13 protein-coding genes are annotated in these 14,279 nt (G+C 43.5%); 12 read left to right on the forward strand and 1 reads right to left on the reverse strand.

The window, feature by feature from the left end:
- Positions 1-259 precede the first annotated feature (259 nt).
- The 4 genes from LAY57_RS09425 to LAY57_RS09440 all read left to right on the forward strand — a co-directional run bounded on the left by LAY57_RS09425 (position 260) and on the right by LAY57_RS09440 (position 3,978).
- Complete coding sequence (locus LAY57_RS09425) at positions 260-1,066, forward strand: Ycf66 family protein (RefSeq protein ID WP_249066165.1); 807 nt, start codon at positions 260-262, stop codon at positions 1,064-1,066.
- 148 nt (positions 1,067-1,214) lie between these two features.
- Complete coding sequence (locus tag LAY57_RS09430; RefSeq protein WP_249066166.1) at positions 1,215-1,775, forward strand: TolB family protein; 561 nt, start codon at positions 1,215-1,217, stop codon at positions 1,773-1,775.
- A gap of 85 nt (positions 1,776-1,860) precedes the next feature.
- Entirely contained in the window at positions 1,861-2,379 is a 519-nt protein-coding gene (locus tag LAY57_RS09435; protein WP_249066167.1) for a TolB family protein, read from the forward strand.
- A gap of 150 nt (positions 2,380-2,529) precedes the next feature.
- On the forward strand, positions 2,530-3,978 hold the full coding sequence (locus LAY57_RS09440) for a trypsin-like peptidase domain-containing protein (RefSeq protein ID WP_249066168.1): 1,449 nt from the start codon (positions 2,530-2,532) through the stop codon (positions 3,976-3,978).
- A gap of 110 nt (positions 3,979-4,088) precedes the next feature.
- Here LAY57_RS09440 and LAY57_RS09445 read toward each other — a convergent pair whose 3' ends face one another.
- Entirely contained in the window at positions 4,089-5,117 is a 1,029-nt protein-coding gene (locus LAY57_RS09445; protein WP_249066169.1) for a succinate dehydrogenase/fumarate reductase iron-sulfur subunit, read from the reverse strand.
- 533 nt (positions 5,118-5,650) lie between these two features.
- On the opposite strand from LAY57_RS09445, the gene LAY57_RS09450 reads away from it, so the two are divergent.
- The 8 genes from LAY57_RS09450 (at position 5,651) to LAY57_RS09485 (ending at position 14,123) form a co-directional block, all read left to right on the forward strand.
- Positions 5,651-6,076: an AbrB/MazE/SpoVT family DNA-binding domain-containing protein gene (locus LAY57_RS09450; RefSeq protein WP_249066170.1), complete on the forward strand. Its 426-nt coding sequence runs from the start codon at positions 5,651-5,653 to the stop codon at positions 6,074-6,076.
- Positions 6,077-6,244: 168 nt separating this feature from the next.
- On the forward strand, positions 6,245-7,081 hold the full coding sequence (locus LAY57_RS09455; RefSeq protein WP_249066171.1) for a CPBP family intramembrane glutamic endopeptidase: 837 nt from the start codon (positions 6,245-6,247) through the stop codon (positions 7,079-7,081).
- A 168-nt stretch (positions 7,082-7,249) separates the two neighbouring features.
- Positions 7,250-7,963, forward strand: a complete 714-nt coding sequence (locus LAY57_RS09460) for a GTPase domain-containing protein (RefSeq protein ID WP_249066172.1) — start codon at positions 7,250-7,252, stop codon at positions 7,961-7,963.
- A 1-nt stretch (position 7,964) separates the two neighbouring features.
- Positions 7,965-8,843: a hypothetical protein gene (locus tag LAY57_RS09465; RefSeq protein ID WP_249066173.1), complete on the forward strand. Its 879-nt coding sequence runs from the start codon at positions 7,965-7,967 to the stop codon at positions 8,841-8,843.
- Positions 8,827-9,771 carry a hypothetical protein gene (locus LAY57_RS09470; RefSeq protein ID WP_249066174.1) on the forward strand — a complete coding sequence of 315 codons (945 nt, stop codon included), beginning with the start codon at positions 8,827-8,829 and terminating at the stop codon, positions 9,769-9,771. Before LAY57_RS09465 ends, LAY57_RS09470 begins: the two co-directional genes overlap by 17 nt.
- A 3-nt stretch (positions 9,772-9,774) precedes the next feature.
- A complete protein-coding gene (locus LAY57_RS09475) occupies positions 9,775-12,135 on the forward strand; it encodes a peptidoglycan-binding domain-containing protein (RefSeq protein ID WP_249066175.1) in 2,361 nt (786 codons plus the stop codon).
- On the forward strand, positions 12,132-13,241 hold the full coding sequence (locus LAY57_RS09480; RefSeq protein WP_249066176.1) for a chloride channel protein: 1,110 nt from the start codon (positions 12,132-12,134) through the stop codon (positions 13,239-13,241). Before LAY57_RS09475 ends, LAY57_RS09480 begins: the two co-directional genes overlap by 4 nt.
- Positions 13,242-13,427: 186 nt before the next feature.
- On the forward strand, positions 13,428-14,123 hold the full coding sequence (locus tag LAY57_RS09485; protein WP_249066177.1) for a Uma2 family endonuclease: 696 nt from the start codon (positions 13,428-13,430) through the stop codon (positions 14,121-14,123).
- Positions 14,124-14,279 lie beyond the last annotated feature (156 nt).

Below are 14,279 nucleotides of genomic sequence, written 5' to 3' on the forward strand. Positions count from 1 at the left end.
GCGGTTAAAACCGCTCGTGTCGTTTCCCTCTCAGGTCTAAAGACTCTGAGTTTCCCACTTACCGAGTGTTTTTATGATTATCGGGGTAATTAGGCTCTTTCGGAATAAGTATGCAAATGTTATTTTAAGAACATTTTGACTTCTTTTTTCCCCGTTTAGAGTTCCCGGTTCCATATTTCTGCGATATAACTTGGCATATTAGGTAAGAAAGACCCCGACTTAACTTCGCTATCATAGGACTGACTGAGGGAAGAGGCTAATGATAAACGTAAATTTTAACTTAGCGAGTATGTCGGGCATTGTTCTAGCTATTGGTGGAACAGCCTTATATGCTCTAAGAACTTGGCGTCCAGAGCTATCGCGAGACTCAGATATCTTCTTTTCGGCAGTTTCTTTACTGTGCGGGGGGATTTTGCTGGTTTATGGATGGCGGTTCGATCCAATTATGCAGTTTGGTCAGGTTTTGCTGACAGGAGCGACCATCTTTTTTGCGATCGAAAATCTTCGCCTGCGGGGAGTAGCGACAGAACAAGCAAAGCGGAATACACCGATTGTGGATGAAGAGCGCCCCGTCAGCAGGAAGTACAAAGTTTATCAGGATGCGGAACTAGATGCACTCACCCCTGATGATGAGGAACTCATCCCCCGCCGCCTCCGAGGTAACCAAGAATCCAGAAACACGCGAAACGGGACTAATGGAAGCGAAACCCGTCGCCGTCCAACCAATCGGGACACCAGTAACGACAAACTCGGTTCGGGAGAAACGCGCCGCCAACGTCGCCCCCGTCCAGAAACTCCACGTCCTGAAGTAAGGGATGAGTGGGGAGATTCGGGGAATGTGGAAGACACTCAACCTCGCAGAAGCGGAAATCGTCCCCCCCGCGACGAACCCCGACAGCCAGAAACAGCATCTCCGCGCCCCCGGCGGCGTCCAGCAGGAGACTCTGGTTACGATCGAGAACGTTCTTCGCGGAATACAGACCCCACACCAAGCGATTATGTGGATTATCAGCCGATCGATCCTAACGATGATGAGGAGGATAATTCAGTCAATTTCGATCGATAAAGTGCTGAGTGCTGAGTGCTGAGTGGTAAGTGAGGAGTGCTAAGTGGGGAGCGGTGAGTGGTAAGTGAGGAGTGCAAACACAGTCGCTTCCTTGCGGGGAATACCTCAATACTGTCCTAAAATATCTGACTGTGGCTATAAAAAATAAATGCCTAGATCCTTAACCCAGCAGTGGCTCAATTGGGGAATGGGCTTAAGTCTAGCTGGATTGGTTGTTGGCTGTAGTCAGATTGAGATTCCTTTGATCTCAAGCTCTCTCAACAGTGGGAACAGCGATGAGCAACCGGCTTTGAGCGGAAACGGTCGCTTTTTGGCGTTTGTATCGAACCGTCAGGGCGGGCGCAGAATTCTGCTGTACGATTTGCAACAGCGGCGATCGATCGAGTTACCGGGCTTGAACCGTCCTGGAGCGATCGTAGAACATCCCAGCCTCAGTTACACAGGTCGCTACATTGTCTACACCGCCGACGATCGAGGTAGACCGATTGTGGCACTTTACGATCGCGCCATTCAACGATCGCAACCTCTCACCCTATCGTATCGAGGTCAAGTGCGTAATCCAAATATTAGTCCCGATGGTCGTTATATCGTTTTTGAAAGCGGTAATCGCGGTCAATGGGATATTGAGATAATAGACCGGGGTTTAAATATTGAGTTAGATAAGGAAGAGGGAGAGAGGGAGAGAGGGGGAGCAGAGGCTTCGACGTGAGACGTTCGGCGAGGATAAAAAAATAACTAATGACCAATGACCAATGACCAATGACTAATGACTAATGACCCATGACCAATGACTAATGAAATTTATCTTGCTATCAGCTATTGCTACGCTTGGTTTAAGTGCTTGCACCGCTAACCTCAGCTTCCAACAACTTCCCTTCGATGCAGGAGATGGAACTATCAATAGTCCATCTGCGGATATGGAACCGCAAATGGCCGATCGCTATATTGTTTTTAGTTCTGACCGACGGCGACGTCAAGATATCTACCTTTATGATGTGGTGGAGCGGCGTCTGATCGATTTGCCGGGACTAAATGCCCAAGATGCTCTAGCAAATCATCCCTCTATTTCCCAAGATGGTCGCTATATCGTTTTTGCCACGATTCGCCAGGGCCGATCGGGAATTTCTCTTTACGACAGGCAAACCAGGCAGTTACGCAACCTTACCAGCAACCTACAAGCCCAAGTAAGAAACCCGACCATCAGCGCTGATGGTAATATAATTGCCTTTGAATCGAGCGTCAACGGCCAGTGGGATATTTTAGTTTACGATCGATCGGGAAGACCCTTAGACGTGCCGACAGATCCTCGTTGAGATCGGTGATTTCGGTCAATGCCACAGGTAAATAAAACTGCTAATAAAGTATTAGCCAGCTGGATTCGAGACGGTGAAGCGAAACTGGGAACAGAATAAGCTATAACCGCATTCAAATATGACAATAACCATTAAATCCTAAGTTCAAGGATGAACACTAAACTTCTATCTTTAATTACATCAGGGGTATTAAGCGCCGGATCTGCGATCGGTCTGACTGGGATTAACGCTCTTGCCATAACCAGTCTGCTATCCGTCAATTCAAGCCCTGCTTACGCCCAAGACGCTGACGAACAAATTAATGTTCGAGTTTATCAAAGAGCGAGTCCGGCAGTGGTATCCGTCGTCGTGGGGAGTGGAACTGGAAGTGGCAGTATTATCAGCCCAGACGGTCTTGTTTTGACCAATGCCCACGTCGTCCAAAACACCAGGCGCACCGTCACAGTTGTCTTGGGCGATAACAGGCGGTTTCCAGCAGATGTTATTGCTTTTGGTAACAACGGTCTCGACTTAGCCGTCCTCAAAATTCGCGGTGTCACCAATCTGCCCACTATTCGCTTGGCACGTACTGGTTCCATACAGGTGGGACAGCGAGCATTTGCGATCGGCAATCCCTTCGGTCAATTCGCAGGTACTTTTACCGTCGGAATTGTCAGCCGCATTGACAGAGAACGGGGCTTGATTCAAACCGATGCCGCCATCAATCCCGGCAATTCTGGGGGGCCACTCCTGAACGGCCAAGGAGAACTGATTGGCGTAAATACTGCTATTTTTACCAACAGTCGTGCTGGTGGCAACATTGGCATTGGGTTTGCCATCTCTGTAGACCGTTTGCAGCCTTTCTTAGCAGCCGTCCGCGCCGGACGCGCCCCCCGCGTCACTCAGCGGCAACAACCTAGAACAGCCAATCCGCCACAAAATCTAGCATTCAACGGTGTGCCGGTCAATGACAGACTAGGCCCCGGCGACAACATCTTACCAGTGGATAACAGCTTTTTTAAAGTCTACAGGTTTGAAGGCAGAGCCGGTCAGCAAGTTGTAATTGAGATGCTCAGCCGGGAAATCGACCCGTTTTTGATTCTGCTGGGGCCGAATCGCCGCGAAATAGCTCAAGATGATGACTCAGCTGGCAGCAAAAATGCCAGAATCGCGGTGACATTGCCGATGTCAGGTACTTATTTGTTGATTGCCAACTCATATCAGGCAGGTGAATCGGGCAATTTCATTTTAAGAGCCTTGGCTGGTGGTGCTGGCGGTCGCCGGAATCGACTCAGGGTAGAAAACTTGATTTTACAGCAAGAGGGCGTGCTAGGCCCTGGTGCCTCGGTATTGTCTTCCGATGGCAGTTTTTACAGAATGTACAATTTTCAAGGTCGTGCCGGTCAGTCGGTGACGATTACGCTGGAAAGTGCTGATTTCGATCCTTATTTGGCACTTTTAGGGCCAGATGGTGAGAAGCTGGCAGAGAATAACAATATCAGCCCGAACGACCCTAATTCTGCCGTTAGTGTGACTTTACCCAGGGCTGGTATCTATCGTGCGATCGTCAATACCTACCAGCCAGGAGGTCGAGGCCGTTATCTGCTGACAATTCGCTAGATTTTAAATTTCAGATTTTAGATTTTAGATTTGAAATCTGAAATTCTTCCCTCTTCCCCCTAGCCCCTAGCCCTATTTGCTTTTGACTTTTGACTTTTGACTTTTGACTTTTATAGCCCCTTCTTCCCTTCCAGTTGTTGAACGGATTCGATTAGCGATCGCACTTCTTCTACACCACCAGAAGGTTCAAATCCCAGGGGAAATTTGCCTTTTAGGAGCATCCGCAATCCCAGAGGCCCCAGGCTAATCAGTCCTTTTATATCCCTAAAATAGTTACCGACTACTTGCAAACCAAATTTACGTTCGTCAATCCAGCCGCCTTCTTTAACTAGATCCACTAATACCTTACGATGGCGAATCGATCGACTGGCTTGGGCGTCCTGGAGAGCCAGAATTTCACTTTTAATTTCGCCAATTCGATCCATCGGTGCTACATCCATAGGACAAACCGCATTGCAATAAAAGCACCGGGTACAGCCCCACACTCCCTGAGTGCCTTGGTTATATTTTTCCAAACGGGTTTCGGTTTGGGCATCGCGAGAATCAGCTACCATCCGATAAGCTTTCGCTAGGGCGTGAGGGCCGACAAATTCTGGGTTAACTTCACGGGCGTTACATTCGGAATAACAAGCGCCGCAAAGTATACAATTTCCAGTTTGATCGAGTTGCGATCGCTCTGCGGGGGTTTGCAGAAACTCCCGTTCCGGGACTTGTCTAGCAGCAGTACTAATATAAGGATCGACTGCCTCCAGATTGTCCCAGAAACTTTGCATATCCACCACCAAATCCTTGATGATCGGCATATTGCCCATTGGTGCGATCGTCATTTCCAGAACCGATTCTGACGAACTAAGAGCAGCATCTGAATTGGACGTGGAAGCCATCTGTTGCAGCCGAGCCACTTCGTTACCTATATTTTCCTTACAAGCCAGAGCCGATCGACCGTTAATCCGCATAGAGCAACTGCCGCAAATCGTATTGCGGCAATTTTTCCGAAAAGCTAAACTTCCATCTTGTTCCCACTTGATGCGATTCAGGCAATCTAGAATTGTGTTACCAGGTTCAACATCCAGCTGATAAGTCTGAAAGCGGGGGCTGGTATTTTGGCTCTGTCTGACAATTTTAAAACTAACTTGCATTGTCTCTAACCTTCGTGAAGTTTACGGTGGGGAGGGGGGAACCTTCTCTTAAAGTGCCACTTTTTCTAGTTTAAAGCTCAGCCGTCAACAACAGCACGATTTTGCTTTCTTGGCAAGGGAATAAGGTTTTTTTTCTATTAGCGAGCGCTGGGCATAGCAAAAATGTAGATCTATCAAAGCAAGGAAGCCACTCTGTTTCCACTCAGGACTCAGGACTCAGGACTCAGCACTTTACTATATGTATCACTGAGTAAATGTTCTCAAAGATAGATTTTCTCTTTCAAGATGCTCGTAATAATGTAGCGCTATGTATCTTTTGTAGGGAAAACCTGCCGATCGGCCCGGTGAATTACATCTCGAAGCCTTAAATATCGAGTCGGGGATTGCCAAAGTTAAATGAAATATTTGATTTAGGATAAATTTTCAGAAAAGTACTTGTCAAAACCACCTCATTTAAGGATATATTCTTTATAGAGCCAAACTTGGCTTCGGATTCTATTAACTAAACTAAAAAGCGGATATTTCTCAAAGCAATGACTGAAACAGCAACAGCACCATTAACAGGAAAAGCTCTCCTTAACAAAGTAAAAGAACTCTCCCACTTACCCCGCCGCGAAACAGCAAAGCGTTGTGGGTACTACTCGGTTACCAAAAATAACCTGGATCGCGTCAATCTAACAGATTTTTATGACGCAGTTCTAGAAGCGCGGGGTATTGCTCTCAATCCCGAAGGCTCGAAAGATGGTCGCGGTCGCGAAGCGACTTATCGGGTAAGCGTCCATAAAAACGGTCAGATTGTGATAGGTTCAACCTATACCGAGTCAATGGGATTAAAGTCCGGTGATGAATTTGAAATAAAGCTGGGCTATAAGCACATTCACCTGATCCAGGTTGACGCTGACAAAAATGGGTCAAGCAACGGTAAGGTATCGGTGGATGACGGCGAAGAAGAGGAATAAAAATCCTCAAGCAGGTGAAGCTCAATAAACTGACACCAAGCCAAAATGGTAGGGCGAAGTATTTGTGTAGATAATTTTTGACTGAGTATCAAAATCTTAACAACACAAATGCTTCGAGCCTACTGACTACTTCGTCAAAATTACCGCTAATGGTCAGGTTGATTGGCTATGACTATGTTTGAGGGGACAGTTGGCGCGATGCAGTTGTTTTTTACTTCTGCGATCGCACTTGTGAAGGTGATGGTTTTTTTCCTCGCCTGGACGCTGTGTTGGTTGCCTATAGCAATCCCCACCGCCAGGGCCTTGAATTGGCACCCTCCGAAGCCCTTGGAGGCGTCGCAAAAGCTGCCTTTGTTGGCATCCCTCTATCTCATTGCGCCACTCCTATTGTGGGGTGTAGCTTGGGTGGAGGGCGTGTCTTTCTCAAATTACGGGTTAGCCTGGAATCCCGCTGTCTTAGTTTCTGTAGGACTGGGATTGGGCTTTGGTGCGATCGGCATTATCGTTATATTTGGCATTCAATGGGCGCTAGGTTGGGTAAATTGGCGTCTTGAAAAAGACACAAATCTCTTAGAGATCTTGCTGACAACCTTATTAATAGGATTGTTGGTTAGCGGGATAGAGGAGTTAATTTTTCGCGGTTTCCTGCTGAACGAACTTCAGCAGGATTATTCTATATTAGTGGCGGCGATTATTTCCAGCCTGATTTTTGCCCTGCTGCACTTAGTTTGGGAAATTGACGAAACTTTGCCCCAATTGCCGGGATTATGGTTGATGGGAATGGTTTTAGTTTTGGCGCGGTTGGTAGATGGCGGTAGTTTGGGTTTAGCTTGGGGATTGCACGCAGGTTGGATTTGGGGTATTGCAACTATTGATACAGCTAAATTGATTAAGTATACGGGTAAGATTTCGCCTTGGATAACGGGTTTTTCGGAGAAACCTTTAGCTGGTTTAATGGGAATTTTGTGTTTGTTGGGAACTGGGGTGGTGTTGATGAGGATTTGAGAAACCCTGGATAGAAACCCGGTTTCTTAGAGAAACCGGGTTTCTGGGTAGGGGGTTTCTGGGTAGGTGAGTGTGCGATCGACTAAACCAATTTGCGAGTGTCTACGATCGCAGCGTCAACGTTGAAACCAGTGATAGAATAACCGCAAGTTTCGGGTATGGTAGCGGATGAGCGTGGTGGTGATAGGCGATCGAGCGGTAGGGAAAACGAGTATGGTCATAGCTTTGCATGACCCAGGGACTAAGCACGTCAAAGTGCTTACCGACCTGAAAAAATATTACGATCCCGATACGGGTGAAGCAGCAGGTACTTCTAGGAAAGAGGAAGAAACGTTGCTAGTGGAAGTTAAGCTACCGGGTGGGGAAAGGCAAATCCAAGTTCGTTGGATAGATACTCCCGGTGAAGCTTGGGAAAAATCTAAAGAGTGGCAAGAAACAAAATTGGCGGCTTGGCAGGGTATCCAAACAGAAGTCAGCCAGAGTCAAGGGGTTCTGCTCCTGCTGCCTCCCCAGCGTATCACAACGGAAGAAGAACTGCGGCGTCCAGACGCTTGGACTAATAACTTGGCAAGCTGGCTACAATTTTTCAATCAGAATTGTGCCACAGTCCAACACATTCTGATCTCGATTCACAAAGCGGATTTGTTTTGCGACATTCAAGCTGAAGCCCAGAGGTGGCGATACGAACAATTGAAAGGGCTGCGTTGGATTGAATACAATGAATATATTCGCAATACCTATTTTAATAAAGCGGATGAGATAATTCGGGAATATAATCGTCAGCATAGCACAAGCCTGCGATTTTTTATTACCACGATTAAGAATCCGTCTCTGTTAGAACTTCCCTGGATTCATCTTGCTTCTTATCTCGCCCATAAGTAATATGACTCGCCAAACTCCTAAATCAGCAGAAATTCGCATTATTGGCCCCAGACAATCTGGGAAGACAACTTATCTGGCTACTTTGGCTTATTTTCCTCATAAGAAACAAATGAAGCAATTATATGCAGGTATGGAAATAACGCCTGTGGGAGAGGATGCAGAGAGACTGGGGAGAATGGCGGAAGATATTATTATGCAAGGGAATAAGCTGGCTGGTACTTTCAAAACAAATATAGATTATTTGCCGTTTTACTTTTTTAGAATTAAGATTCCCTCAATTAAGGGAATGCCTCCTATAGAAATTGAACTAAATACCAGAGATTATCCGGGTAAGATATTTGAGGAAATTCCCCTACCCCATAAGCAAAGTGAAGTAGAACCATTTATTGATGATTTGTTTACAGCAAATGCTTGGATGGTGATGCTAACTGATTGGGAACCTGGACGGGATAAGACACTTTATAAACCGGCTTTTAAAAAGCTATGTGAGGAAATATTTAACAAAGAGAAGATTAACCCAGAAATAAAGAATTTGCGAATAGCTGTGGTGATGTCTAAATGCGAACGCGGGGAATTATGGCCGTGTCGTCTTGACCCAGAAGAAGATTTATTTAGAGTGCGATTACCGGAAACTTATGATTTTCTGAAGACAAAACTTTCGCCGCAAAGATTAAAGTTTTTTGCTTGTTCGTCTTTTGGGGTATTGAGCGATCGCATTGGCGATTTCGATCCTCGTCCCAATCGCTATATTCCCGATGATGGCAGTATATCAGAATTTAATGCTTTTCTGCGAATACCTGAGCAATGGCAACCTTACGGTTTAATAGCACCGATTTATTGGTTAAGTACGGGGAGAACTTTACATGACCACCGTCTTTAGAAAAATCATTAAAACTATTAGCAAATTTTTCCGAAGCGTGGTCAATCTTTTTTCAAGAAGACCGCGATATTTATCCGGCAGTCCCGATATTAGAATTGTTGGCCATCGACGCGCTGGCAAAACAACTTTTATGGCAGCTTTAGCTAGGTGGCCCAATGCCAGACGCGATAGTCCAATTGAGTCAGTTAAACCTTTTGACGATCGAACAGACAAACTTATCGACCAAGCTAAAGATATATTAGAAAATGGATTACCTTTAGCGGGAACTTTCTTTCCTGAAGATGCAAACGAACTACCGCTGTATACCTTATTAATTGAAATGAAACCCGCCTTTCGCATCGGCGGAAATATTAAGTTTCAAGTATCTTGTCGCGACTATCCGGGTAAACTGATTGAAGAACTACGAAAAACCAATATAACTCCCAAACTGAGTAACTATTTAGATGATTGCGCTGATGCTACTGGTTTGTTATTATTGATAGACGGAACAGCGAGAGAAGATAAGTTGTATTCCCAAGCTTTCGAGAGGTTAAAGGAAGAGTTAAATTTTCGGTTGACGGGACAAAATAAAAATCTAAACAGCTATCGCATTGCGGTTGCGTTCTCGAAAGCAGAACAAGGTTCGGTTTGGATTCATCGCCACGATATGCAGAAGTTTATGAGGTTAAAATTTTCGCAAACGGAAACCACTTTACAAAAGTGGCAGAAGGAATGGGGTTGTCCGATGAACTACTTTTTTTGTTCGGCTTTTGGCATGATAGGGGAACCACTAACCCCGAATTTTAGAGAGGAAACAAGAGATAGCGGCGCTATTTGTGGAGTGATTAATTACCCGCAGTATTGGAGACCTTTTGGTTTGGTTGCACCTATCTATTGGCTGCATACAGGGAAAGATGATTGGCGTTTAAGAAAAATGGAGGATTTATAGGTTATGTCAGGTATACAAATATATGAGTTTTCTAGAGAGTTTTACGAAGAAGAGAAGGATGGAAAATTTGTATCTGGAGGGTATAAAAATGAAGTTGGGCCAGGTACTATAGCTGTTCCGCCAAAAATTCAAGAAGCTGTCGAGCGGGGGGATTTTCGGATTAACGATAATCGTCCACCTCAAGGAGGAAAATTCGCCCTAATCGGCAGAGAAATTGATGATAAATATTCTGTCTTGGCAGTTGCTACAAGCTTAACAGAAGACGGATATCGCCCAGGAGTATGTTACCGATATTTTTGGTTGGAAAAACCTCAAAATGAAGATATAGATGGAATTGGCACGTTATTACTTTGGTGGGAAAAAGTTAAATCTCCGAAATTTGAGTTTAATTGGAAACCTAATAATTCAAGGCTAGATTATTTTGCAGATACTCGTAGTAGGGATGATTTTATACAATCTAATTCAGAATTTAAAGATTGGGTTCCAAAAATAAAAAATAATTCGTCTCAATCTCCATTAACATTAGACAACAATGGTAAAAATATTAGTTACAAAGGACTGCATTACCTCGCTATACATCTTCATCAATCTTATAATTTTCCCATTTCTTGGGCTTGGAATGTAAAAGAGCTAGATAAAAAACAAAAATTCACTATAATATATTATACAAATAGTAAAATTGAGATAAACAGATTATATAACCCAAATTCATCAGCAATTGTAAAGCGAGATGAGCCGATCCCACCTCCAGGTTATATTGATTGGCAGCCAACAAGAGATTGCCTATCAGACCTGGCCAAAAATGAAAATATTAATCAAAACAAGCTTTCAGAACTTGTTAATTACTTGCAACATTCTTCAATCCTTCAGTGGAATTGGAGTCAGATTAACGATCAAAAAATAATCAACCAGTCTACTACTCCATCTGGGGCCAGGTATAAAGCATTACGGGCGATTTTAGGAGGCGAAGAAGTACAAGGTTGGCTAGACTGGTTGAGGAAAACGAGTAACCAGACTTTTCAGCCAACTTCTTTAACTATTCAAGCAGCACTTCTAAAGGCTAGCCACAGTGAAAATACAAAAAATGCTTACAATCAACTGGTATCCCGTGTGAATGAAGGGATAAGTCAAATGCTGCTACAATGCACGTCACCAGATATTACAAATAACCAATATGACAATATTGAATGGTTATTGTTTAAATCAAATACTGTATTAAGTAGTGATTTTGTAAATTACACATGGTCTTCCTATTTACAGGGATACGCCAAAAAACTCGTGTCTTGGCTAAGTGCTGAAGATACACAAAGAAACGATGATTTTTATAAACAAATTCGAGAAACATTAAGTGAGTGGGATAAAAAGGGTAAGATAAATAGAAAATACCCCTTATTCCCCGAATATAAAAAGCTAGCTCTGTTATTTGAAAAATGTAAAAATTACGATTTGTCAGCAGTTTTATATCAACTTAGCGAGGGAGATGTCCCAGAGGATATATCCAAAAATGTAAACGAGAATGTAAACGAGAAAATTATTCGACTCAGGAAGAGACAAAAAAAGGCTAACATATATCTAATTGGGGTTGCTGTTCTTATCGCCATTTTAGCATTAGTCGCAGGGATGCGTTTTGCCCCTGGGGTATTTCATCTACCAAATTTGCCGCAAGCAAATTTGCCGCAAGCAAAAGATAATTCTGCGAAAAATAATTTCATCCTTCCCAGAAATTTTGAGCGGGACTTAGACTTGTGGGACAATACGGGCGACCCGCAAGCAAAGCAAAGATTAATTCAATTTCTGAAAGATGAATTACCCGAAATTCTCAAAGATAAAGATAATGATGGAAATAACGAGGGAAGAAAGAAAACCTCTATCGCAACAACAAATACATTCATTAAAAATGCCTTTACTCCTACAGTATCTTTGTCAAAAGATAATCCTGTAAAGTCTGATAGTCCGCCTGATGACATAAAAATTATCCAACAAATGCTGAATTTCATAAAGTATACTTCTAATTCAGAAGAACTCCAATTTTATACTGGAGATGGAGAAATCACCGGACAATTCGATCAAAAAACTACAGAAGCAATTAAGAACTTTCAGCGAATAAAGATGAAATTAAATCAAACTACTGGTACTGTTGGCCCAGACACTTGGAAAAAGTTGCAAGACTCGTTTAAAGAGGAACAAGTAAAGCCAGTTAAAGAGTTTTTGAGAAAAAGCTTTGAAGAAGGAACAAATGATAATGAAATCAAACAGAATATTAACAAACTAAAATCTTGTAAAAAAGATCCGACAAAAGCTATAGAATTCATCCCATGCTTGAAGGAAAATCAAAAAATACTAAAAAAAGAAGATCAAAAATGAGATATTTCCTCTTCACCATATCCGGCATTTTCTCCGCCCTATTTGGTTGGGGAATCAGCCAATTTGTCCTCGATTTATTGAGATCCCCCATCGATGAAACTCTCCCGATAAAAGCGGACTTTATCATCCTTCCCTTTGTCGCCGCTTCTCTCGCCGTCGCCATTGTGATTGCTGAAATCTTTTCCAGCAACCCCACTCGCCATAAAGCTAACTTCCGAGTATTACCGCCTTATTTTTGGAGTGCGTTGCTAACAGGTATGGGTGCGGGTTTAGCTGCTGCTATCTTTAATTTCATCCTCTATCAAACACCAGCGCCAGATTGGATGGTTAGGGTTATCGTCTGGAGTATTGTTGGTTTGTTTACGGGGGTGGGTGAGGGGTTTAGCTGGCGGTTTCGCAGTATTGAAGGCGGTACGGATAAGGCGAAAGAACGGATTTGGAAATCGACTTTGTTTGGTTTAGGTGCGGGTGTGCTGGCGGCGGTAATTGTGGAGTTGATTCGCAATAAAATAGAATTGGGTGGATATGAAGATCCGGTGGGATTTTCTATTTTGGGATTTTCTCTCGGTTTGTTGTTGAGTTTTGCTACTTCTCCAAGTTATTTAGCTGCTTTGAGGGCGGGGGAGGGTTTTGAGGCGATGGCGATCGATCCTAAGTATGGTGGGAATAGGGAAAAAGCTCTATTAAAAAATAGTCAACTTAGATTTGTGACGATGGATAGAGATTTTGAGGATGACGATGACGATGAGGATGAGGATAATGATGAAAATAATAACACAAGAAACAATGGGATTGTAATCGAGGAAGGTTTATCTATTCAATTACCATTTGAAATTAAACATCCTATTGTTATTGGTTCTAGAGATGATGCGGATATCTATATCCCTAATCTACCCAAAAAATCTGCTACTTTGCAAATAAAAGGAAGAAATTTTGTGCTGAAATGCAATGTGGAAGGCGCAGTTCAGGTGCAGCGATCGCGCCTTTCCAAAAATGGGGAGGTCACTTTAAGACACAATCATATATTGACATTTTACCATAAAAATAATAGGGATAAATATTATCGATTTGTATTTTATAATAAGTTTCTCGATCCGCAAGCTTAAAGGCGGGGGATGGAGATTTTTTTTTTACCACAGATGAAGACAGATGAACACAGATGAACACAGATGTAGATGTAGATTTTGGGTTGGGGGAGGGAATTTTAGTGTAGAATGTTTGGATGGGGAGGATGGGGGTTTTGTTTACAGCCGATAGGAACAGATGTAGATTAAGTTGGAAGGATGGTTAGTATGTCGGAAGTTTTGGCAATTGAGTTAACACCGGATATCAGTCATATCATTACGGAAGATGATACGCCAGTGGATAACATTTTTTCGGCTAAACAACAACGTCTGTTGGTAGAATCTTTATATAGTTCTTGGCAAAGTACGGTTCCTTTTTTGGTTTGCGCTAATGTCGGTTTATTTTATAGCCGCACTTTACCTCCTTTTGTACCGGATGTTTTCCTCAGTTTGGATGTCTCTGTTACTCCCGACTGGCGACAAAAAGAAAACCGCGCCTATTTTGTTTGGGAATTCGGTAAACCACCAGAATTAGTAATCGAAATTGTCTCGAATAAGGTGGGTAATGAGTTGGGTAAAAAGTTGAGAGATTATGCTAGAATTGGGATAGGTTATTATGTGGTTTTAGACCCGTTCCAGCAACTAGGAGAAACTCGCCTCCAAGTTTATGAATTGCAAGGAATTCACTATGTTTCTAGGACAGAAACTTGGTTGGAAGATGTGGGGTTGGGATTAACTTTGTGGCGGGGAGTTTATGAAGGGGTCGAGGATACTTGGTTGCGCTGGTGCGATGTTTCTGGTAATATGATTCCCACTGGCGCGGAGAGAGCAGCACAAGCGGAGGAACGCGCCCGACAAGCGGAGGAACAATCCCGAAGGTTAGCAGATCAATTGCGATCGGCGGGAATTGAACCGGAGGTGTAGAGGCGCTAAACAAAGCTGGAGGGTGAAAATACCTAGCTCGCCTGGGGTTCAAACCTCCGGGCTAATAGCGAAAGTCCGTTTTAACGGACTGAAGATACCGGAATTTATCGGTTAAAATTGATATTGGTTTAATCAACAATGAACCATGAATAATGA

The sequence above is a fragment of the Argonema antarcticum A004/B2 genome, assembly GCF_023333585.1.
GTDB classification, from domain to species: Bacteria; Cyanobacteriota; Cyanobacteriia; order Cyanobacteriales; family Aerosakkonemataceae; genus Argonema; species Argonema antarcticum.